The 20,254-nt window shown below is 45.3% G+C and carries 24 protein-coding genes; 13 read left to right on the plus strand and 11 right to left on the minus strand.

Annotated elements, in window-relative coordinates; all coding sequences use genetic code 11:
- Nucleotides 1–165: 165 nt before the first annotated feature.
- From HGO26_RS19525 to HGO26_RS19535, 3 genes are all read right to left on the minus strand, one after another.
- Nucleotides 166–438, minus strand: a complete 273-nt coding sequence (locus HGO26_RS19525; protein WP_006079990.1) for an HU family DNA-binding protein — start codon at nt 436–438, stop codon at nt 166–168.
- A 159-nt stretch (nt 439–597) separates the two neighbouring features.
- A complete protein-coding gene (locus HGO26_RS19530) occupies nt 598–1,395 on the minus strand; it encodes a response regulator (protein ID WP_168827326.1) in 798 nt (265 codons plus the stop codon).
- 82 nt (nt 1,396–1,477) lie between these two features.
- Nucleotides 1,478–1,858 carry a hypothetical protein gene (locus HGO26_RS19535; protein WP_105250311.1) on the minus strand — a complete coding sequence of 127 codons (381 nt, stop codon included), beginning with the start codon at nt 1,856–1,858 and terminating at the stop codon, nt 1,478–1,480.
- 127 nt (nt 1,859–1,985) lie between these two features.
- On the opposite strand from HGO26_RS19535, the gene HGO26_RS19540 reads away from it, so the two are divergent.
- Complete coding sequence (locus HGO26_RS19540; protein WP_168827328.1) at nt 1,986–2,495, plus strand: DUF4240 domain-containing protein; 510 nt, start codon at nt 1,986–1,988, stop codon at nt 2,493–2,495.
- A 13-nt stretch (nt 2,496–2,508) separates the two neighbouring features.
- Here the strand turns inward: HGO26_RS19540 and HGO26_RS19545 are convergent, their stop codons facing one another.
- Nucleotides 2,509–2,823: an SGNH/GDSL hydrolase family protein gene (locus HGO26_RS19545; protein WP_168827330.1), complete on the minus strand. Its 315-nt coding sequence runs from the start codon at nt 2,821–2,823 to the stop codon at nt 2,509–2,511.
- A gap of 135 nt (nt 2,824–2,958) precedes the next feature.
- Nucleotides 2,959–3,267 carry a hypothetical protein gene (locus HGO26_RS19550; protein ID WP_105250308.1) on the minus strand — a complete coding sequence of 103 codons (309 nt, stop codon included), beginning with the start codon at nt 3,265–3,267 and terminating at the stop codon, nt 2,959–2,961.
- 279 nt (nt 3,268–3,546) lie between these two features.
- Here HGO26_RS19550 and HGO26_RS19555 point away from each other — a divergent pair, with 279 nt between their 5' ends.
- Complete coding sequence (locus HGO26_RS19555) at nt 3,547–4,071, plus strand: DUF3016 domain-containing protein (RefSeq protein WP_131523944.1); 525 nt, start codon at nt 3,547–3,549, stop codon at nt 4,069–4,071.
- A 43-nt stretch (nt 4,072–4,114) separates the two neighbouring features.
- Here HGO26_RS19555 and HGO26_RS19560 read toward each other — a convergent pair whose 3' ends face one another.
- Both HGO26_RS19560 and HGO26_RS19565 read right to left on the minus strand, forming a co-directional pair.
- On the minus strand, nt 4,115–5,872 hold the full coding sequence (locus HGO26_RS19560) for a GGDEF domain-containing protein (RefSeq protein ID WP_168827332.1): 1,758 nt from the start codon (nt 5,870–5,872) through the stop codon (nt 4,115–4,117).
- A gap of 165 nt (nt 5,873–6,037) precedes the next feature.
- Nucleotides 6,038–6,346: a prephenate dehydrogenase gene (locus HGO26_RS19565; RefSeq protein ID WP_168827334.1), complete on the minus strand. Its 309-nt coding sequence runs from the start codon at nt 6,344–6,346 to the stop codon at nt 6,038–6,040.
- Nucleotides 6,347–6,394: 48 nt separating this feature from the next.
- On the opposite strand from HGO26_RS19565, the gene HGO26_RS19570 reads away from it, so the two are divergent.
- On the plus strand, nt 6,395–7,297 hold the full coding sequence (locus HGO26_RS19570) for a TraB/GumN family protein (protein WP_168827336.1): 903 nt from the start codon (nt 6,395–6,397) through the stop codon (nt 7,295–7,297).
- Between the two features lie 33 nt (nt 7,298–7,330).
- On the opposite strand, the gene HGO26_RS19575 is transcribed toward HGO26_RS19570, so the two are convergent.
- On the minus strand, nt 7,331–8,104 hold the full coding sequence (locus tag HGO26_RS19575) for a methyltransferase domain-containing protein (protein WP_168827338.1): 774 nt from the start codon (nt 8,102–8,104) through the stop codon (nt 7,331–7,333).
- Nucleotides 8,105–8,831: 727 nt separating this feature from the next.
- Between HGO26_RS19575 and HGO26_RS19585 the strand changes: the two genes are divergently transcribed.
- The 3 genes from HGO26_RS19585 to HGO26_RS19595 all read left to right on the plus strand — a co-directional run bounded on the left by HGO26_RS19585 (nt 8,832) and on the right by HGO26_RS19595 (nt 11,721).
- Nucleotides 8,832–9,662, plus strand: a complete 831-nt coding sequence (locus tag HGO26_RS19585; RefSeq protein WP_081729006.1) for a MaoC/PaaZ C-terminal domain-containing protein — start codon at nt 8,832–8,834, stop codon at nt 9,660–9,662.
- 92 nt (nt 9,663–9,754) lie between these two features.
- The gene (locus HGO26_RS19590) at nt 9,755–9,913 is read left to right on the plus strand and encodes a hypothetical protein (RefSeq protein WP_168827340.1); all 159 of its coding nucleotides are present in this window, start codon (nt 9,755–9,757) and stop codon (nt 9,911–9,913) included.
- A gap of 95 nt (nt 9,914–10,008) precedes the next feature.
- Nucleotides 10,009–11,721, plus strand: coding sequence for a formate--tetrahydrofolate ligase (locus tag HGO26_RS19595; RefSeq protein WP_168827342.1), 1,713 nt, complete (start codon nt 10,009–10,011; stop codon nt 11,719–11,721).
- Between the two features lie 84 nt (nt 11,722–11,805).
- On the opposite strand, the gene HGO26_RS19600 is transcribed toward HGO26_RS19595, so the two are convergent.
- Nucleotides 11,806–13,464 (minus strand): mechanosensitive ion channel family protein, encoded by a 1,659-nt coding sequence (locus tag HGO26_RS19600; RefSeq protein WP_168827345.1) that lies wholly within the window; start codon nt 13,462–13,464, stop codon nt 11,806–11,808.
- A gap of 233 nt (nt 13,465–13,697) precedes the next feature.
- Here HGO26_RS19600 and HGO26_RS19605 point away from each other — a divergent pair, with 233 nt between their 5' ends.
- Entirely contained in the window at nt 13,698–14,027 is a 330-nt protein-coding gene (locus HGO26_RS19605; RefSeq protein WP_168827347.1) for a hypothetical protein, read from the plus strand.
- 146 nt (nt 14,028–14,173) lie between these two features.
- Here the strand turns inward: HGO26_RS19605 and HGO26_RS22480 are convergent, their stop codons facing one another.
- Nucleotides 14,174–14,299 carry a hypothetical protein gene (locus HGO26_RS22480; RefSeq protein WP_105250299.1) on the minus strand — a complete coding sequence of 42 codons (126 nt, stop codon included), beginning with the start codon at nt 14,297–14,299 and terminating at the stop codon, nt 14,174–14,176.
- Between the two features lie 288 nt (nt 14,300–14,587).
- Here HGO26_RS22480 and HGO26_RS19610 point away from each other — a divergent pair, with 288 nt between their 5' ends.
- The 6 genes from HGO26_RS19610 (at nt 14,588) to rraB (ending at nt 19,195) form a co-directional block, all read left to right on the plus strand.
- Entirely contained in the window at nt 14,588–14,878 is a 291-nt protein-coding gene (locus tag HGO26_RS19610) for an ABC-type zinc uptake system zinc chaperone (RefSeq protein ID WP_168827349.1), read from the plus strand.
- Between the two features lie 81 nt (nt 14,879–14,959).
- Nucleotides 14,960–16,144 carry a hypothetical protein gene (locus HGO26_RS19615; RefSeq protein ID WP_105250297.1) on the plus strand — a complete coding sequence of 395 codons (1,185 nt, stop codon included), beginning with the start codon at nt 14,960–14,962 and terminating at the stop codon, nt 16,142–16,144.
- Nucleotides 16,128–17,036: a metal ABC transporter solute-binding protein, Zn/Mn family gene (locus HGO26_RS19620; RefSeq protein ID WP_168827351.1), complete on the plus strand. Its 909-nt coding sequence runs from the start codon at nt 16,128–16,130 to the stop codon at nt 17,034–17,036. The genes HGO26_RS19615 and HGO26_RS19620 overlap by 17 nt, the downstream gene beginning before the upstream one ends.
- Before the next feature lie 4 nt (nt 17,037–17,040).
- The gene (locus HGO26_RS19625) at nt 17,041–17,841 is read left to right on the plus strand and encodes a metal ABC transporter permease (protein ID WP_168827353.1); all 801 of its coding nucleotides are present in this window, start codon (nt 17,041–17,043) and stop codon (nt 17,839–17,841) included.
- 162 nt (nt 17,842–18,003) lie between these two features.
- Nucleotides 18,004–18,747, plus strand: a complete 744-nt coding sequence (locus tag HGO26_RS19630; protein WP_105250295.1) for a 1-acylglycerol-3-phosphate O-acyltransferase — start codon at nt 18,004–18,006, stop codon at nt 18,745–18,747.
- Between the two features lie 40 nt (nt 18,748–18,787).
- The gene (gene rraB / locus HGO26_RS19635; RefSeq protein ID WP_113939164.1) at nt 18,788–19,195 is read left to right on the plus strand and encodes a ribonuclease E inhibitor RraB; all 408 of its coding nucleotides are present in this window, start codon (nt 18,788–18,790) and stop codon (nt 19,193–19,195) included.
- Between the two features lie 82 nt (nt 19,196–19,277).
- Here the strand turns inward: rraB and HGO26_RS19640 are convergent, their stop codons facing one another.
- The gene (locus HGO26_RS19640) at nt 19,278–20,252 is read right to left on the minus strand and encodes a sensor domain-containing diguanylate cyclase (protein ID WP_113939163.1); all 975 of its coding nucleotides are present in this window, start codon (nt 20,250–20,252) and stop codon (nt 19,278–19,280) included.
- Between the last annotated feature and the right edge of the window lie 2 nt (nt 20,253–20,254).

Raw genomic sequence — 20,254 nt, forward strand, 5'->3', positions numbered from 1 at the left:
CCATGTAAAACAAGGTATTAGAACTCACAATGTTAATGAAATGTTTTTATTTGCCAGTTTGTGGGGCAGAGGCGCACTTTTGTTGTGCAAAAAATATTCAGTGCTTCACTGGAATTGGGCAAAAAAAACGCCTCACAATGGAGGCGTTGTATTGAATTTTATAACTTAGTTTACGCTGTCACGTAGGGTTTTACCCGCTTTAAACTTAGGCACTGTCGCTTCAGCAATTTGAATTTCTTTACCCGTTTGTGGATTACGGCCAGTGCGAGCGGCACGAGTCGCTGTTTCAAAAGAACCGAAACCTACGATGGAGATTTTGTCACCATTTTTCATTGATTCGGTAATAGCTGCTTCAAAAGACTTCAATGCGCGTGCTGCTTCTACTTTCGTTAGATCGGCATTTTCTGCAATTTTGGCGATTAGTTCAGTTTTGTTCATTTTTATTGTCTCTTCTTTCCGTAGATTTATTTGAAATAAGCGTGCCTAACATGCCATAAGGTTTAGCACTTGGAAAGCCTTTTGCGTCTAGCGTGCAGCAGGATGTTCAGTAAAGCGCAGAATATTTACTCAGTTCGTGACTTAAGTTTTATTCTGGTTTTATTCTTCTAACAGTTGATAGAGTAATTTTTTAACAAGTTTGGGTTCAAAGGGTTTGTCACATAAGGCATTTACACCCGCTTGGGACACATTGCTGAGGTGGGTATCGTTGGCTTCGGAAGACACCATCAAGATGGGAATGTGCGATTGTTGGCTTTCATTGCGGATAAATTGTGTCAAAGCTAGCCCATCTACACTCGGCATATTGTAATCAGTGATCACTAAGTCGAACATATTGTGTTTCATTAACGCTATGGCTTGCGCGCCATCCTCGGCCTCGGTAATCAGCTTCATCCCTAAGTTACCAATCGTACGTTTAATGACGTTTCTTGCCATACGGCTATCATCGACCACTAATACACGCACATCTTGTACATCGAAATTACTGAGGTCGAGTTCATCGTGGCTGAGTAAATCAATCGTGGCATTCAATGCTGTACCTAAATGGTCGGCACTGAAGGGTTTAGGTAGAATCGCTACTACACCCGATTGGCGGAATATTTCAAGTTGCTCACGGCGGCACTCACTCGAGACCAGCATAAATTGGATATCTTTGCAGTCAGCGTTGGCCCTTAAGTAGCCCAAGAGATCGATGGCAGTGCCATCATCGAAATGCATGGCGCTCGCAATAAGGTCAGGTTTATGGCGAGCAATAATATCTTTAGCCGCTTCTATGTTTTCTGCGGTTTGAATGCTGAGAATACCTTCTTGTTGTAAGCGCTGAATAATAATTCGACGCTGTGTATCTGAAGGTTCTACCAAAAGAATGGAAAGTTCGCTGGGCGATAAATGGCTCATAGTCTACTTCAAGTTAAGAGTCGTAAGTATTTTACTGGGTCGCTAAGCTACGCTATTGATAACAGCTTAGCAACAAAGTCCATTACTGAGTTTGGCGGGTCAAATAGTGTCTCGTGACCTTAGAAAATGCGATCCAATACTGCACGAGTAAAATAACAATAATGCTCACTGTGAGTGGCAACATAGGAATGTTGTGGCCAGAAACAACTACTTTTACATCCTCAGGGGTAATGCGATAGGCAATAATTGCTGTAATTCCCAGTGCCGAGAATCCTAAGGTTTGCATGCCAATATAAATCTTCAACACTAAGCTAGACCACGGCGCCCGTATGAGTATGCCAACGAGCACGGGGAGGACACCTAGGGTGAATACATCAAGGGATTGAGTCATCACAGTACGCCAAAGTGCAGCAATGCTGAAGAGGCAATATAACGTGATCAGTAGTATAAGACGTTTAGGCATAGATTGAAGTGCACACCAGTAGCAAAGAAGATGAGCAAGTGTAGGAAATGCCCTAATCCGAGTCCAGTATAACCGTGATATCGTGTAGAATATGCCTTTTTGCTAGAGGCTCTAATAGGTGACGTTTATGACAGAAGTTGAGTTTTGGGGGTTAGTCACGCGAACGGAAGCGGCGCAATCACAGGAGTCTTTGACTCAAGCACTGAAGCAGAAACTTGCCGAATTGAGTAATGAAGAGTTAAAAGCTTTCGATAAAATGTTTGGTCAGCAGATGCGCCGTAGTTATCTGTGGTCTGTTTGGGGGGCGGCTTACATTATTACGGGTTGTGATTCTGAATATGCTTTTGCCGAGTTTAGGTGTTTTTTGATTTCACTTGGTAAAGAAATTTTCGAAGGTGTGGTTAATCAGCCTGACACCCTAGCACGTTTAGTCGCTTGGCCAGAGCGAGATGCCTATGCTTACCCTTTTGTAGATGAATACGACCTTATCGCAGGGCAATTATACGAAGATAGAACCGGTGAGGAACTGCCCTTTATGCCATCGGGCAAGGCGACGCCCGCGGGTAAAAAATTTAGCACTAAGCCCAAGGATTTAAAGCTGCAATACCCTGAGCTGAGTGCCCGTTTTCCATTTTAGTCTTGGCAATACCTTACGAGCGCAAGCAAGCGTTGGTAGTGACATCGAAGGTCATGCCGTATTTAGGGCAGATGTCGCTCATAAACTCATGTTCTTGCACGGTTAATTGTTGACTAAAATCTTGCTTAAGCTGCTCTGTCATTTGATGCTCAGCCGCATTTTGCGCCTGAGCCAATTTACTCAAATGAACAGTAACAGCTTGTTGCTGGCTGATGGTCAATGGTGCAGCATGGCTTGAAAGGCTGATACTCGTTCCAATTGTCAGCAGTGCCAATAAAGCGAGTTTTCGTGAATATGGGTTGAATAGATAAGCCGTTTTTAGGTTCATAGGTAAGCTCCAAGTTAAAAATTACGTTTAACACGTTAGTTCTAAATCGTGCATCCTTAGACGGTAAAGAAAACGAGTTGTACTGTGAGGAGCTGAGTTTATTGTATAAATATTGAACCTATGCTGAATGGTTAGTTAGTGCTCATTCTTCATTTCTTCGCATTGAAATCCTTGCTTACGAGTATCGAACTGGCACATAGATCCACATTCCCAAGGCACATTGTCGTAGAAGGCAGATTGTTCGCGAGCAAAATCGCGGCAAGTATTATAGCTGTCAAAGTTATCGGTTTTTTTATACTTTCCTGAATCATAGCCATGGTTGTAGATAAAGGCTGACCAAGTTTTAGGGCCAGTATTTTTGTCACTCGGGGAGATAAACCAAATCGCACTTACGACGCAGGTAAACAGGATAAGAATGAACACAGGTACAACAGGGAATTTCATTTTTTATTAAGTGGGCAATGTAAACAATAGCGGAAGGATAACGCTTTTTTTGTCGTTATGCGCGTGAAATGTTCACAAATTGATAACCATGCACTTACTTGGTGCAATTCCGATACAAAAAGATACGTATTGGTTGTGGTGGTTAAATAATATTTACTTAATTATACAAAAGCTTACGGTACATTTGCTGTACTTATATCAGTTTTGCGTTAAGCTCTAGTTCAGGTTAGATTTTGTACTGTAGTTCTCAAGAAAGTTATTTAGGCCTTGGAGGCAAACATGAAAATTCAGTCCCTTTTACTCGCAGGTGTATTAAGTTGCAGTGCGGCTTGGGCGGCCGATGAAGCGCCTGTGGATCCCGTCACCGAAGATGGTGTGGTTAAAATTGTTTGGCAAAGTCCTAAAGATTATCGCGATATAAAATCATCAGGGGAGCTCCAATCCCGTTATGAGAAGCGCTTATTTGAAACCTTAACTGAAAACATCAATAAAGAAGCCGCGAAGATTTTAAAGCCAAATCAAAAGCTTGAAATGACCATTACCGATGTTGATCTTGCGGGTGATATGCGTCCAACATTTGGTGCGACCGCCAATGATTTACGCATTATCAAAGACATTTATCCGCCGCGTATGACTTTTTCTTATCAAGTCATGGAAAACGATAAAGTGATTATCGCGGGCGATGAAAAACTGTCGAATATGGGGTTCATGGATGGGATCCAATCTTTAAATGATAAGCCTTTTATGTACGAAACCAAAATGTTAACCGAGTGGTTAAAGAAGACGATTGCACCACAACTTTAATGACTCATATCGGTCGCTAATGCTGAGTATTAAAGCTGTTCAGCTATGCCGTTAGTGCCTGAGTGTCGATAATCAGATGATTTTCTAACAGGTAAAATCCGTTATTTGCGGATTTTGCCTGTTTTTTTGCCCTAGCGCTTAAGGTCGATAGACTATGTTCATGGGCGTTAAAGGTGAGTGCGGGTGGTAAAATGCCTACACACAGACTGATCAATTGATGGTAACAGGCTTCACCTTTTCTATCGTCGGCGAGCATTTCCTGGGCCAGCCAGTGATCTGCGCTATAAAACAAATGCTTATGGGTTTCAAAATCCGCTAGAATTCGCTGGCAACGGCTGATCATATGCTCACAGGTGCTGATAATGACAAAGTCATCGCCGCCGACATGGCCAACAAAGCAATTGTCGCTTTTATACTTCAGTAACAGATTCGCCACTTCACAAATCACTTCATCGCCACGGCAAAATCCATAAATATCGTTATAGGGCTTAAAGTTACACAGATCAAAATAGGCTAGATAAAAATGTTTCTTTTGGATCTTAAGGCGTTTTAATTCCTCTTGAATGGGCACATTACCCGGCAAGTCTGTAAGAGGATTCGCATGGCGCGCCATCTTAATTCTGTGCTCTGTGATCCTTTGTAGCAAATCCTTGGTATGGCCTATGCCGAGTAGTTTTCCACGGCGAAGGATAATGAACTGTTGCGCTACCGTATTAGCACTCTCTGAGGTCAGTAATTGACTTACGGTGGATAACGGTTCGTTGGCCTCAATCTGGATAACTTGCGGATCCATCACTTCACTCACTGCATGATTTTCATGTAAGGCGCGACCATAGGGTGTGCTGAAGAGTTCAAGTAAGGTCGCGCGGCTGATAATACCGAGTGGCAACTGGTTATCGACCACTACAACCGCCTGTAATGCAGGTTGCGAGATAAAGGTGTCACTTAAAAATTTGAGTTTAAGCGTGGGCACTACGGTTATGGCACTCGTGCACAGGCTCTCGGCCGATTCGCTGTATCTAGGTTGAATTTGAGTATTGCTTGGCACTAAGGTCGCTTTCATCGCGCGGCAGGGGAGCACTTCTGGACGACCGAGTAAGTAGCCTTGGCAATAGACGATACCCAGTTGTTTGAGTACGGCTAATTCCTCTTGCGTTTCAATTCCTTCGGCTATCACTTTGCAGGTTAAGCTTTGGCATAACTCCACAATCGAGCGGACAAATTCCTGTTTGACGGGAGTCGAATCAATCTGATGGATAAAGTGACGGTCGATTTTGACATAGTCGGGTGACAATTCTGACCAGAGTCTCAGACCCGAATAACCTGCACCTAAGTCATCGATCGCCGTTAAAAAACCTTGGCTACGATAGTGATTTAAGCAGGATTTGAGTAAATCGATATCATCGGCGGGGTATTGCTCTGACAGTTCAATCACAACCTGTGATGGCGCTATGCCAAGTTGTTGCAGCAGTTGTAAGGTCATGCCCTTGGGGTGGGCGGGATCTAATAGTGCCTTGGGCGAGATATTGATAAACAGCTTGCCTTGAAACTGGCGCAACTTAAATTGCTCGAGTGAAATACGGCGACAAAGGGTTTCTAGCTCGCTTAATTTACCTTGATGTTCGGCGGTCTGAAATAGCGGGACTGGGGAGTATAACGGGCTGTGTTCAGGGCCACGGCTTAACGCCTCAAAACCATGAATTTTATGTTCTAATATATTGAAAATTGGCTGAAATAAGGGACTGATTGCCGCTTTAGAGATTATTTTATCGAGCTCTTTAGCCAGATCTAAACTTGTCATTACGTCAGCCCCTTCGTCTATGTGAGCGGAGTCTATGACTTAGAAATGACAAAATGATGACAGTTTTGGGGAAGCTTAGTGCTATCTATCTGTGTTGGTGGGCTTGATTAGATATGCCATGGAAAGAGCTGAAATCTAAGGTGAGTTCCAGCTCCTAATCTCGGTTTAGCTTTGCTTCTTAAAGGCCTGCAATGTTTGCAGTAATGCGCCTAACTGACGCACATAGGTTTCGAGTTCTTTAGGATCGAGCGTTTGATGTTCTTCCATGCGAGTTAAGTCATCGACCAACTCTTGCACATAGGGCCGAAAGCGATTACTCGAAGCGATAAAACCTTGTTCTGCCGTGAATATGCTGGTGAAGTTTCCATGGCCAGCTTTCTTTAGCTCATCTAACTTAGCGTCGGCGTCTATGGCTTGGCGATAGGCGATTTGAAGATTTTCTTTCAGTTGCTCTATAACCTTGGTATGTGGCATAACAGCGTCTCATTGCAAAATTTGCAGGAATTATAAGGGGCAAAGGATATGGCAACAAGCCAATGGCGACTAATTGCATCAATCAGTTTTCTGGCGTTAGCGGGTTTGAGCACAAAAGTGGTGGGTGCAGAAACCGATAAACCACCATTTTATCAAGTGCAATGGCAAGGCAAGAGCGCGTATTTGCTAGGTTCGATTCATATTGGACGTGCCGACTTTTATCCTTTACCCACCCAAATTGAAACCGCGTTGGGTAAAGCTAAGGGCTTAGTCGTAGAAGTCGATATCAATAAAGTCGATAGCACAGCCTTACTGCAGCAATACGGCCGCGCCGATAAAACTAAGGGTTTAGATTGGCAGAGCCGAGATAAGCAAACGGTCGAGAGCATGACGCCCTATTGCGCGGCCACGGCAAATGTTTGTCAGTCGATACAATCTTTTGCACCTTGGCTGCAGGCTACTCAAGTTAACTTATTGCGTTATAACGACTTAGGTTACAGCACGGATTATGGCGTTGATATGCAGTTGATGGCTCGATATGCGACTTTGCCTGTGTATCCGTTGGAAACCGCCGAGTCACAATTTCAATTGTTAGCGTCTTTTAATAGTCAAGAGCAGTGGTCTATGGTGCGTGAGGCGATTAGCGCATCGGATGCGGAGCTTTTATCGTTAATAACGGCTTGGCGTTCAGGTAATGAAACTGAGCTTGATGCCATAATGCAGGAGCAAATGGGCGGCGAGGGTGACACTAAAATGCTAGAGAAAATCCTCTGGCAGCGAAACCATGTGATGGCCGATGGCATTATAAAATTAATGGGCTCGACTGATGTGACTTCACCTTTGTTTGTGGTGGTTGGTGCTGGCCATGTGGTGGGGGATAAAAGCGTGGTGCAATTGCTAGAACAAGCAGGCGCCAAAGTGAGCGCCTGCTGGAAACAGACTTGTCAGTAATCGTTTAGGCAGCGCGTTTGTAACGACGCGCGTTCACACTGCAAAGCTTTGCCCTAAAAAGTGCACATATCGGCCGAGGGAAATATAGGGTTCGCGTTGCGAGTACTCCAGCTCCATTTGTAGCAGCTTGTGATAGTCGAAATCCGCAGGCTGACTCTTTTTCAAATAGTCGTGGATTACACGCACGCCAGACTGGCTGATGAGTGACATTTGCCATTCGCTAAACCAATCTTTAACTTCTTGAATATAAAGCGGATGAGTGGGAGTTAGTCGCACTTTCTTCTTCACTTTTAAATCAGCGGCGACGTAATCGAAATTGCCCGACACTAAAGCATGAAAGCGCATGGCTTCTTTGTTGTAAAACATCAAAGAGAATAATCCGCCGGGTTTTAGCATGTTAAGTAAACCCGCTACAGTGGGCTTAGCATCCGTTAACCATTCGACGACCGCATGACACAATATGATATCGAAATAGCCATGGTTATCGACCGATAATGCTTGGATAGGCGCATGGATAAGCTGGATAGCTAATGGTTCAGGGGAGGCATCAATTTGTTCTTTGGCTTGAGCCAGCATCTCAGCAGAGATATCGCAGAGTACAACTTCGTGGCCGAGGCGCGCTAATCTTTGGCTAAAGTAACCAAAACCACCGCCCGCATCTAATACTCTGAGTTTTTTATCCCCCAGTTTTGCCAGCGCGGGGACGAGGTCGCGCCATAGCACTGCGGCACGAATTTCGCCCTTGGGCGTACCATAGATGTTTTTCGCAAATTTTTGCGCGAGCTTATCAAAATTCTTATCTTGCACGTGATAACTAGGTTAAAGAGAGTGGAACGATAGTGTGGCACAGTCGTAAATTTTTCGCACTCTGGAGATGTTATTGCCGAGTTGAGATGGATAAATTTGCATCGTTAATTTTTAATGTATTGATTTTATTAGTAGTAATTATTCCTACTAAACTTAGGGATACACAGAACTCAGTGCTCTGGGTTATAATCACGCCGTTTTCGCCAAACCTGACTCTATATACCCAAGCGACCTGAAGATACGAGTTTCAGAGCGCCTAGGGTGCTTCAATTCAAGGCGCATCAATGACAGAATGTCGGCCACCTTTTGAATTGATGCAACACGGAAGTGAAGTGCCCTAGGCGCTCCGTCCCGGCGGGTTTTAACGCACTTTATGCTGTGTTGGTTATTTTGAACTTAGTCCACTAGGTCCGCAAATAACCGCAATCGCCATGGATGGCGTGAATGCCATTTATGCAGGAGCAATAAAGGGCCTTGCCTAAAGTGCGTTAAATTCCCGCTGAATCCTGCATTTTCAGGTTGTTTGGGTATAGTTGTCCATTCGGAGAGTCAGCATCAGCCCTTATTAAGACGCAGTACTGCCTGTTTTACACTCGTTATCAGCTTGATTGATCAGACGTTACTCGTCTGTGCGGGGTAATTTATGACAATGTATTTTTGTGCCAAGGGATAGTTAATTAAAAGGTACTCAGACTTGAATAATGCATATTGTGTTGAATTGAACGCGATGCCGTCGCTGTTTTCTCTTTATCGCAAGATCTTCTTTGGCCGTAAGCCTGGTTGGGATCAACAGCCGTTGCCCCAAATCAAGGTGACCGCGCCGCATGTGACTGTGTCTGAAGCTAAAGTAAGCCAATATGCGCAGGTGTGTGGTTTTCAATTTGACGGTAAAGTTCTACCGCCAACCTATCTCTACGTGATGGCATTTCGCCTGCATGCGGTGATCTTTACCCACGATGGGATCACTTTCCCACTGCTTGGGATGATCCACCTAAAGAATCGGATTCAAGTGTATCGGCCTGTGACGGTGGACGAGACTTTCTCCCTCGAGTGCGCCTTGACCACGAGCCGCGAGACGGATTCTGGCTTAGAGTTTGAATTTGTGTCTAAGGCGTTTGTCGGTGAAGAACTCGTCTGGGAATCGCTATCCACCTATTTATATCGTATCGATGTTGCTGGGCGCCGCGTTCGCCCACCTAAAGCCATTGATATGGCATGGGAAACACCACAAAGCTGGAGTTTGAGTGAAGATTTAGGTCGTCGTTATGCTAAGGCATCTGGCGACTATAACTTGATCCATCTGCATCCTGTGCTTTCAAAGCGTTTTGGCTTTGATCGAGTGCTCGCCCATGGCATGTGGTCTAAGGCCCGTTGTTTAGCAGAGTTGATGCCAAGTATTGGCGATCGTCCATTCACTGTGGACGTGACCTTTAAGCTGCCACTTTTGATGCCTGCCGATGTTGGATTTGGCTATGAGCAGAATGCTAATAATATGGTATTTGAATTACGTGACAGCAAAGGCCGTCGCCCACATTTAAGTGGCGATGTGCAGTTTTAAGCCGCACTCAATAATACATACAACCACGGCGCCTTCTGGCGCCGTGGTTGTTTATGGTTGTTGCTTTTGAGAAACAAAAATCAAGGTACGCTGTGACCCATAGATGCCTGCCAGATACTGAACTATTGCTGGCGATCGAGCTGGATCTCATTGGCGGCGACGGCGCTCTTGAGCCGCTCGAACGCAGGGTAGATTATTTGATGCAGATTAAGGAATCGCTCATTAACCCTTTCGACGGCTATATATCTTAAAGCCAATCACCTAATATCCGCCCTATTCAATGAGTGTTGTATTTAGCAACCCCTCATACTAAACCAAAGCGTATTTGAAAGGGAGAAACCGACGCATGCTGACAGATATGGATATTTCGAATTGCGCTAGCCTAAAAGACATTAATGAACTGGGCGCCGACTTAGGTCTATTACCCGAAGAGATGATGCAATTTGGTCACACTAAAGCCAAGGTCGAGCTCAGTGTGTTGCAGCGTTTAGCTGGGCAGCGCAAAGGCAAATTGATTATCGTCACCGCAGTTACGCCTACGCCACACGGCGAAGGTAAAACAGTGACGAGCATTGGCTTAACGCAATCGTTAAATGCCATAGGCAAAAAGGCCTGTGCCTGTATTCGCCAGCCCAGCATGGGGCCTGTATTTGGGGTGAAAGGTGGCGCTGCGGGTGGCGGTTATGCGCAAGTGGTGCCCATGCAGGAGATGAATTTGCATCTCACGGGTGATATTCATGCCGTGAGCAGTGCCCACAATTTAGGGGCTGCGGCGATTGCGGCGCGGCTATTTCATGAAGCGCGCTTAGGTAAGGCGGAATTTGAGGCGCAATCTGGGCAAGCGTTTTTAGATATCGATCCCAATGAGATCCGTTGGCACCGAGTGGTCGATCACAACGATCGCTGTCTTAGGCAAATCCAGGTGGGCTTAGGCGATAATAATGGCCCAGAGTACGCATCCAGTTTTGATATCACCGCCGCCTCTGAGTTAATGGCGATTTTAGCCTTAAGTCATAATTTGGCAGATATGCGGGCGCGGATCGGTCGTCTAGTGCTGGCGTTAAATACCCAAGGGCAAGTGATTACCGCCGAAGACTTAGGTGTCGCTGGTGCGATGACGGCCATCATGGCGGATGCGATAAAGCCGACGTTAATGCAGACTTTAAATGGTTCACCTTGCCTGATCCATGCGGGACCCTTTGCCAATATTGCCCACGGTAATTCATCCATTATTGCTGATGATATTGCCCTCAGACTGGCGGATTTTGTGGTGACTGAAGCTGGTTTTGGCTCAGATATGGGCTTTGAAAAGTTCTGTAATATCAAGGTGCGTCAATCGGGTCAGGTGCCCGCTGCCGCTGTGCTGGTCACTACTTTAAAAGCGCTGAAGGCCAATAGTGGTTTAGTGTCTGAGTCAGATATCAATCTACCAGATCAGGCTCGACTCGAAGCAGGCTTTGCAAATTTAAACTGGCATATCAACAATGTGGCTCGATATGGTATTCCTGTGGTGGTTGCCATTAACCGTTTCGCCACTGATACTGATGCCGAGTTGCAATGGCTAACTGCGGCTGTTAACGCGAGCAGCGCCTTTGGCTGTGAGGTCAGCGATGCTTTTAGTCAAGGGGAGGCGGGCGCTGTCGCCTTAGCGCAGACTGTGGTTCGCGCCGCTGAAACCGAGAGTCAGTTCAAGCTGTTATATTCAGATGAAGCCTCATTGGAGGCTAAGTTATCCACCTTAGCCGAGGTGGGGTATGGTGCAGCGGGCGTTAGCCTTTCTATCGAGGCCAAACAACAGGCGCAGCAGCTGACCGTATTAGGTTATGGGCATTTGCCCCTGTGTATGGCCAAAACGCCGTTATCAATTAGTCACGATCCTAGCTTAAAGGGCGTTCCTCAGGACTTTGAGATCCCAGTGCGGGGTTTAGTCTTGCATGCTGGTGCGGGGTTTATTACCGCCTTGGTGGGTAATGTGATGACTATGCCAGGACTAGGGCTGAAACCGGGTTACTTAAAAATTGATATTGATGTGCAAGGTGAGATAGTTGGCTTAGGCTAACACTTGATGCAGAGATTGATAGGCCAGAGATAAAAATAAGGGCGAGCTCATTGCAACGCCCTTCTTCTCTCGTTTAACGCTGGTTTAAAGCGGTGATTTCGTAGTTTGATAGATATGCACATCACGCTGTGGGAAGGGAATACTGATCCCTTCGGCGTCAAAGCGCATTTTCACTTCGCGGGTAATGTCCCAATACACTTCCCAGTAATCTTCCGGTTTTGCCCAAGGGCGAACGATAAAGTCGACCGAAGATTCGCTCAATAGATGTAGCTTAATCGTCGGTTCTGGCAATGGTTGTACCTTAGGATGCGCTTCGACGATGGACTTGAGAATCGCTTCAGCTTGTTCGATGCTGTCGCTATAACTGATCCCAAAGGTCATATCGACTCGACGTTGATGCTCAGCTGTGATGTTGTTAATTGTGTCACCCCAAATCTTATTATTAGGAATAATAAGACGTTGGTTATCCATGGTTTTAATCGTGGTGGAGACAAGGCTCATGTGACTGACGCGTCCGGTGACGCCAGCGGCGTTGATCAAATCGCCCACATCATAGGGACGGTAAATTAAGATCATCATGCCTGAGGCGAAATTCGACAGGGTATCTTGCAGGGCAAAACCAATAATTACACCCGCGATACCAAAGCCTGCGAGCAGGGGACCAAGTTCGATCCCAAGCTGTGAAAGGGCGATTAACAGCCCGATAGTAAAGACGGCTTTACCTGATAGCGAGGTGAAGAAGTCTTGTAATAACTTACTTAAATTCAACTTAGAATTGCTAACGGTATTTTTCACTATCTGTTTGGCTAACTTGCCGGCGAGACCCGCAATAAACAAGATCAAACAGAAAACAAATAACTTAAACACGACGGTTGGGCCGTGATTAATCGCTTGTTCTTGTGCCGTATTTAGCCACTGCTCAACGAGACTTGATGCCACATCAAAGTTCAACACATCTTGAGTTATATCACCTGAAACACTAAAGAGTGTCTTTTTCAGCGCGGCGGTATCATGGCCTAAGGCGTCGAGTAGGCTGATGTCGATATTTAAGCTCTGACTATTCTGTGCTAAGCGTTCCTTTAGCATCATTACGTGGCTGGTTTGCGCCGAAGTGACATCTTTACCTGCATTGGTTGCGATATCGATTGCTGCTTGTAGTTGCTGCTGGGTATAAGTCACTAAACTTTCTAGCGTATCGGCACGTGCTACTAAAATTTGCATCAGTGATTTTTGTGCTTCGCTAATATCTTGGCCAACTTGTTCGAGCCAAGTGAGCGTCTCGAGTTGTTGCTTGTAATAGGTGTCTTTTTCTAATTCGCGCTTTGATATTTCCAGCAGAGTCGCATCATCTGTGCTCGAACCTAATTGCTGTTCTAATTTACTAATGTTGTCATCGATATAAGCATCAATTTGTTGGATGTAGTTAAGTTGTCCTTGGATTAATGGCTGCAGAAAAGCTTTGTCGATTGGCGTTGCTTCGAGCAGATCTTTAATCTTATTACGTAACTGTAAGGTTTTGTTTTGAATTCGATATTCAACAATTGTCTTCAATTCGCCTTTGGCATTTTTTAGTTTACGTATATCCGTATCAATAGCCTGTTGCAGCATTGCCAGTTCTGTCTTGAGCGTTACAGGAGTGCTGGATGGGCTTTCGGTTGCAGCGACAGGTTCAGTTTGCGCTTGGGATGAAAGGCTGAGTAGTGGTATTAGCAGGGCAAACACGAGAGCGAGGTAGCGGTGCATAGGAGTGATCTTAAGTAGAAATATGTCTGAGTATGATAGATGTTGCCGGATCTACTGTAAAATATCTGCGAGTAAAATAGCCCTTGGAATTAAACTTTTTGGGAAGGGTTGATTTGAGCTTAACCTTGAGTGCGGTGCTTTATCTGCTTTTTCCGACATTTTGGGTATTTACAGGCCGAACTCTAGTCGGTATCTGGTAAACTTGCGCATCGTTATTTAGGAATCGTGTTTTCATGTTGTGTTCCCATTGTAATCAGTACATCAAGGTCAGTGACATTAGCCAGCAAAGAGGCAAAGGTTTCGACGCTCAAGTGCGTTGCCCCCATTGTTCGGCTTGGTTAGGCCGCAGCCCAACATTGGCTAAACTCAAGTTATTAGGATTTTATTTGAGTGTGTTTACGGCGGGATACAGTTACTTTGATGCCTCTGTGCGGTATTTTGCGATCCCTATAATGATTTTTTCGTTGATGTTGTTGTTTGTGAGCCATTTTATGGATCAAGTCATCACCATTGAAGCGCCCGAGCAAGTCGATGATAGCGATCAAAGACAGAAGTATCGTTAAGCTAATAAGTGGATTCGTTATGGATAGGAAAATCGGCGGTATAATTTTCCAGAGACGAACATCATTTGAGCGCCTTTAGTCGGCGCTCAAAATGCAACTAAGAGGGTTTAAGGGGTGAACTTCAGCCGCGCTTAATGAGTCTTTGTTTACTGCACGACTTGTTCTTGACTCGTTAAGGAGTGCTCAACGTAATAAATACCACCAAATATCACCGCGCTGAAGATGACTATCCCTAAGATAAGCCCTAAGTTTTCACGAAAAAATGCTAGCATAATAGTTGCCTTTAGGTGGATAAAACGGAGCCATATCGAGCTTGATTTCGTCATTGTGCTCGCAGACATAAAAACTAAATACACTATAGTTACACTCACTTAAGCTAATCTTAAATGCGTTTTTTTACCTGAGTTCTCACAAGATCCTACCGCTATTGAAACAAGAAGTTATTGGTAAGACTGGGTACCTCAAATATCTTGTAACCTTTTGCAAAGCGATTACCTTATTGCAACTTGCTATGGCACTGACATAGACTTATGCAACTTTTTAACTATGGGGACGACTGAGTGAGACTTAAAAGTCACATTAGACGCACAATTTCGATATGGCTTGCTGCCGTACTGATATTGCTGTCTCTTGCTGCCTCAGCCCATAGTGTGACCCATCTTGATGATGGCGCTAAGACTCACTGTACCCTGTGCTTCCATCAGCACCAACTCAACAAGATTTTATTGACCCATCCGCTGACGCTGAATTTAGCTATACAGCATTTCGATGTGGTCGAATTTATTTTACCTTCCTCTATTTTTGAACACGTCAGTGTTTATCGCAGTCGTGCGCCTCCCTTCGCTCTCTAAATCAACTTAAAATTTTAACTTATTGTATTTCTTGATGACTTTATATCGGTCGTTGAGTGCTAGTTGTATTTTGGAGATATCATGACTGTTTTAAATACCCGAATTTCTTTGGTGGCTTTGGCGTGTGCGCTCGTTTCGCCTAGCTTATTTGCAGAAGACTCGAGTTTGACCAACCCTAATATCAGTGGTGTGCTAAATGGATATTATCAGACGGGAGAACGCCCATTAGCCGAGAGTCCAGATGGCTTTGGTTTAGGTGAAACTGAACTGGCGATGAGTGCCAATATCGATGATATGTTTTACGGTAAAATCACCGCAGTAGTTGAAATGCATGACGGTGAGACTGAACTGAATCTGGAAGAAGCCTTTATTCAAACCATGGCGATGCCAGCGGGGTTTTCTATCCGTGGTGGTCGTTTCTTATCGGACATTGGTTACCTCAATAACCAACATTTACATACTGATTCTTTCACCGACCGTCCTGTTGTTTACCGTGCATTCTTAGGGGGACATTATTTTGATGACGGTATACGTTTTAACTACGTAGCGCCGACGGACTTGTATTGGACCATGGGCGTTGAAGCCTTTAAGGGCGATAGTTTACGTGCTGCCGATGAGCATGGTGAGCGTGAGTTTAAGAAGGTCGGCGTTTATACCTTGTACTCAAAAATTGGTGGCGACATAGGTGATAACAGCTCATGGCAAGCGGGGTTGAGTTACTTGCGCAACGAAAATGGCCAAGTGACTGCCCATGAAGAAGGGGAACATGAAGATGAGCATGCCCATGGTGATGAGCATGAAGGTCATAGCCATGCCGCATCTTACACAGGTAAAAATACCTATGGTGCTGATTTTGTTTATAAGTGGGCGCCTAACGGTAACTACAAATATCAAAATCTCACTGTGAGCGGTGAGTACTACCGCGTGAGCGATTTTACACCTATCGATTTACATCCTGAGGATGCTCCGAGCCAAGATTACCACCAAGGTTGGTATTTGAGCAGTGTGTACCAATTTACGCCTAGCTGGTCAGCGGGTGTGCGTTATGGTGAAGCTGATACGCAAGAGCTCCATGGCGATCATTTTCATGGGCAAAAGTTGAAGGAATCTGAGGTGAGTTTGGCTTGGCATTCTAGCCACTTCTCGACGGTTCGTTTCCAGTATACCAATCAAAAGGGTACTAACTTCGATGGAATAGAAGACGATAACATCTTCACTATTCAATACATTATGTCTCTGGGGGCTCACGGTGCGCATCAATTCTAATTTAGCTAAATTGGCCGCAGTGGCCTTATCTGTCACTTATACTGGTTTGGCCCATGCCGAGCTGAATGTGTTTGCCTGTGAACCTGAATACGCGGCATTGACCAAGGAGCTTGCTCCAACGGCTAGCATCTATTCGGCAACGACGGCATTACAAGACCCTCACCAAGTGCAGGCGCGTCCGAGTTTGATTGCTAAAATGCGTCAGGCGGATCTTGTGGTGTGCGCAGGTGCCGATCTTGAAGTGGGTTGGTTGCCTATGCTGCAGATGAAGTCGGCAAACGCAAAAGTGCGCTCGACCGAGCAAGGCTTATTTTTCGCTGCCGACCAAATCGAGACCTTAGATAAACTGGCCACTGTCGATCGCAGCATGGGTGATGTGCATGCTCAAGGTAATCCACATATCCATTTCGACCCAACGCGACTGTTAAAAGTCGCCACGGCACTGAGTGCTAAGCTGACTCAGTTAGATCCTGCTGGCGCGGCAGATTATCAACAGTCACTGGCAGATTTTACCACTCGCTGGCAAGCCGCAGTCCCGCGTTGGGAAGCGCAAGCTAAGGGATTACAAGGTAAAAAAGTGATCGCTTACCACTCTAGCTTTAGATACTTATTCAACTGGATTGGTATCGAGCAAGTGGCAGACTTAGAGCCAAAACCGGGTTTAGCTCCCACTAGCGGCCACTTAGCGAGTCTGCTGACGCGCGCCGAGCAGGGGGATATTCTGGCCGTAGTTGTGGCATCTTATCAGGATGAGCGCGGTGCAAAATGGCTGGGTGAAAAAGCGAACTTGCCCGTGGTAATGCTGCCGATGTCTGTGGGGGGGAATGATAAGAGCCAAGATTTATTTAGCCTGTATGACAGCGTAATTTCCCTCTTAAATGGAGTGAAATAAACCTATGTTTGATCTTGAGCTGATGTCGATTCTGTTGCCTGCATTGGCTGCGGGGATCTTAGTGTTGTCGACGCATATTGTACTTGGGAGACAAGTACTTAAGCGTGGCATCATCTTTATCGATTTAGCGATAGCGCAAGTTGCCGCCTTAGGTGCCATCGTCGCTCACATGGATCACAGATTAGAAGATATCCCTTTTTCTAATGTGTGGATGCCCGCTGTATTTGCCCTTGCTGGCGCAGGTTTTATCGCTTGGTTAGCTAAGCGGATGGCGGGTGAGTTAGAGGCTATGATTGGCTGCTTTTATGTCTTGTCTGCGGTAGCCGCAATGCTGTTGCTGGCAAACGACCCACATGGCGCCGAGTTGTTAAAGCAATTGATGTCAGGTCAGATCCTGTGGGTGAGTTGGTCACAACTGATTTTGCCGGCCGTAGTGTATTCACTGGTGTTATTAGCGATATTCCTGCGTCCCCAGATGTTGGACGGGGCAGGATTTTATCTGCTATTTGCGCTAGTGATTACCTTATCGGTGGAATTAGTAGGCGTTTATCTGGTGTTCAGTACCCTGATATTGCCAGCTTTAGCGTTGAACAAGTACCGTGGTAAAGGTCGGCTATTTTACGCTTACCTCGTCGGTTTACTGGGCTATGTTTTGGGTTTAGTTCTGTCGGCGACCTTAGATCTCCCTAGTGGTGCGGCAATTGTCGCGACTTTGGCCGTGAGTGCCTTAGTTATCCGCTTTGTGTTAAGTAAAGTCTCACCTCAGGCAACTGAGTCTGAAATCCTACCCAAGCACCACGCTTAGTTCGATATTAATCTTAAAGCCCATCGATACACTGGAGGTTCAGTATATCGATGGGCTTTTTTTGCTTGCTTGTTAGCAAGTCAGCTTACAGATGTAAACAATATATTGAGTCCCAAAGCCATGGTGGCTATACTGTCGCCACTTTTACAGTCGGAGTAAATCGTGCTTTTAATCGTCAGATCAATGTTGTTGGCGGTATCCTTGTTGCTTGCCTTTATTTTTGGTGGCTTAGTGTGTTTATTAAGGCCTCGCCATCGCGACAATGTACATATGTTCGCCAAGATCTTCTCATCGGTTGCGCCAATCCTTGGGATTAAAGTGATTGTTCGCCGACACGAAGATGTGCAGGACGGCCCGTATATTTTCTTAGCAAATCATCAGAATAACTTTGATCTCTTTACTCATACGACAGCAGTTCCTAAAGGTACAGTGAGTTTAGGCAAGAAGAGTTTGGCGTGGATGCCGCTATTCGGTCAAATCTATTGGTTGTCAGGAAATATTCTTATCGACCGTAAAAACCGTCACAGTGCCTTTGATACTATGGCTAAAACGGTTGAAAAAATTAAGCAGAAGAATCTATCCGTATGGATTTTTCCTGAAGGTACACGTTCGCGTGGTCGTGGTCTGTTACCTTTTAAAGCGGGAGCTTTCCATACTGCAATCGCGGCGGGAGTGCCAGTGGTGCCAGTGGTTGCTTCGTGTCAGAGCCATATTAAGTTAAATCGCTGGAATAATGGTGTCGTCATCATCGATATGATGGCACCTGTGCCGACCGCAGGTTTAGATAAAGCCGATGTGAAAAACTTCTCTGCGCAAATTCATGCCAGCATGTCGGCGAGATTTGCTGAGATAAATCAAGAAGCGGCAGCACTTATGGGTAAAACTCTCGCGAGTGATGACGTATAATGCCAATTTGAGCCAGATTTACCTTAACGGAGACAAATCCATGTCTATTGAAAGTCAGTTAAAAGCCCAACTTGCAGAGAATCGTGACATAGTGCAAGCCCTGCTTGACGATGGCTCAGAGCCTGATGCGGAATATGTTATTGAGCATCACTTTTCATCGACCAATTTTGACCGTCTTGAAAAAGCGGCTGTGGATGCCTTCAAATTAGGTTTTGAGGTGAATGATGCCGAAGAAATGGAACTGGAGGATGGTTCAATTATCTTCTGTTTCGATGCTGTCGCGCACCACAAACTGGATGTTGAATTACTGGACAAAGCGGCCGAGCAATTGCTGCAATTAGCGGTAAAGCAGAAAGTGGAATATGACGGTTGGGGCACCTATTTCGTCGGCGATGAAATGGATGACGAAGAAGATGAAGACGAAGAAGATGATGGTTTCCCTCATTAATTCGTTTGCGGATCTCGAGTTTAATCTCCACTCGTTTTAAATAAAAATGCCCATCATTGATGGGCATTTTTATTGGGTATATTTAGGATTTACTTGTTTTACTCGTATGTAAAACACTGCAGTTACGGCCTTTTTGTTTCGCTTCGTACAGGGCTTTATCGGAGCAAGAGATCCAGCTAGAACTGCTGGTAATATGGGAGCCAATTTCACATACGCCTAAACTTACCGTCACAGTAATCTTAAGGCTTTCATACACTATGACGGATGCGGCGATTTTCTCCCTGAGTCGCTCGGTAAAGTTCATCGCATCTGCGCCGCTGGTTTTAGGCAATACAACCGCAAATTCTTCACCGCCATAACGCCCTGCACAGTCGGTATCACGTAAGGATTGGCTGAGTAAGTGGGCGATATGCTGAATGACTTTATCACCCGCCACATGACCATAGCTGTCGTTGATATGTTTAAAGTTATCGATATCTATCATGACTAAACTTGCCATACCTGAGTAGCGGGCATACAAGTCGTACTCGTGGTCTAAACACTCTTGCCAATGACGACGATTATGCAACTGAGTTAGACCATCGGTTTGGCTAAGGCGTTCGAGTTGTTCGTTAGCAGCTTTAAGTTGCAATTTGTTGATGGCGATATCTGTCACGTCATAAATAATCACACTGATATGGGTCACTTGTCCCGTGAGCGATGCCAGCGGCAGCAGGGTCACGTTCTGGTACATATAGTCTGCACGGCCTGTAATCGGGCGATAGTTTTTAAATTGGAAAACGTACGGACGTTGTTCCCAGCTTATAAAAGCACGGTTTTTAAGCATGAAAACCGATTCCATTTTCTGCTTTAACCAAGTGGCAGGCAGATCGGGGAAGCGGGTAAACAGGTTTTGACCTTTGATTGAATTAGGGGAAACACCGCTGTGATTCTCCATAAAACCGTTCCACAGCTGGATATTGTAATGGCGATCTAATACCACTAATCCCACCTCTATGGTTTGTACCATATCGATAAGCCAGTGTAGTTCGTTCATTGCGCTTTGGTCATTTGACATAG

The sequence above is a fragment of the Shewanella oncorhynchi genome, from assembly GCF_012584455.1.
Taxonomy (GTDB): Bacteria; Pseudomonadota; Gammaproteobacteria; order Enterobacterales; family Shewanellaceae; genus Shewanella; species Shewanella oncorhynchi.

Excerpts from the sequence above, each read along its gene's own strand:
- HGO26_RS19540 (WP_168827328.1), top strand. The coding sequence starts at position 1,986 with ATGACAGAAGTTGAGTTTTGGGGGTTAGTCACGCGAACGGAAGCGGCG.
- HGO26_RS19545 (WP_168827330.1), bottom strand. The coding sequence starts at position 2,823 with ATGAACCTAAAAACGGCTTATCTATTCAACCCATATTCACGAAAACTC.
- HGO26_RS19550 (WP_105250308.1), bottom strand. The coding sequence starts at position 3,267 with ATGAAATTCCCTGTTGTACCTGTGTTCATTCTTATCCTGTTTACCTGC.
- HGO26_RS19595 (WP_168827342.1), top strand. The coding sequence starts at position 10,009 with ATGCTGACAGATATGGATATTTCGAATTGCGCTAGCCTAAAAGACATT.
- HGO26_RS19625 (WP_168827353.1), top strand. The coding sequence starts at position 17,041 with ATGTTTGATCTTGAGCTGATGTCGATTCTGTTGCCTGCATTGGCTGCG.
- HGO26_RS19640 (WP_113939163.1), bottom strand. The coding sequence starts at position 20,252 with ATGTCAAATGACCAAAGCGCAATGAACGAACTACACTGGCTTATCGAT.
- HGO26_RS19530 (WP_168827326.1), bottom strand. The coding sequence starts at position 1,395 with ATGAGCCATTTATCGCCCAGCGAACTTTCCATTCTTTTGGTAGAACCT.
- HGO26_RS19535 (WP_105250311.1), bottom strand. The coding sequence starts at position 1,858 with ATGCCTAAACGTCTTATACTACTGATCACGTTATATTGCCTCTTCAGC.
- rraB (WP_113939164.1), top strand. The coding sequence starts at position 18,788 with ATGTCTATTGAAAGTCAGTTAAAAGCCCAACTTGCAGAGAATCGTGAC.
- HGO26_RS19555 (WP_131523944.1), top strand. The coding sequence starts at position 3,547 with ATGAAAATTCAGTCCCTTTTACTCGCAGGTGTATTAAGTTGCAGTGCG.
- HGO26_RS22480 (WP_105250299.1), bottom strand. The coding sequence starts at position 14,299 with ATGCTAGCATTTTTTCGTGAAAACTTAGGGCTTATCTTAGGGATAGTC.
- HGO26_RS19600 (WP_168827345.1), bottom strand. The coding sequence starts at position 13,464 with ATGCACCGCTACCTCGCTCTCGTGTTTGCCCTGCTAATACCACTACTC.
- HGO26_RS19525 (WP_006079990.1), bottom strand. The coding sequence starts at position 438 with ATGAACAAAACTGAACTAATCGCCAAAATTGCAGAAAATGCCGATCTA.
- HGO26_RS19565 (WP_168827334.1), bottom strand. The coding sequence starts at position 6,346 with ATGCCACATACCAAGGTTATAGAGCAACTGAAAGAAAATCTTCAAATC.
- HGO26_RS19605 (WP_168827347.1), top strand. The coding sequence starts at position 13,698 with ATGTTGTGTTCCCATTGTAATCAGTACATCAAGGTCAGTGACATTAGC.
- HGO26_RS19615 (WP_105250297.1), top strand. The coding sequence starts at position 14,960 with ATGACTGTTTTAAATACCCGAATTTCTTTGGTGGCTTTGGCGTGTGCG.
- HGO26_RS19585 (WP_081729006.1), top strand. The coding sequence starts at position 8,832 with ATGCCGTCGCTGTTTTCTCTTTATCGCAAGATCTTCTTTGGCCGTAAG.
- HGO26_RS19560 (WP_168827332.1), bottom strand. The coding sequence starts at position 5,872 with ATGACAAGTTTAGATCTGGCTAAAGAGCTCGATAAAATAATCTCTAAA.
- HGO26_RS19570 (WP_168827336.1), top strand. The coding sequence starts at position 6,395 with ATGGCAACAAGCCAATGGCGACTAATTGCATCAATCAGTTTTCTGGCG.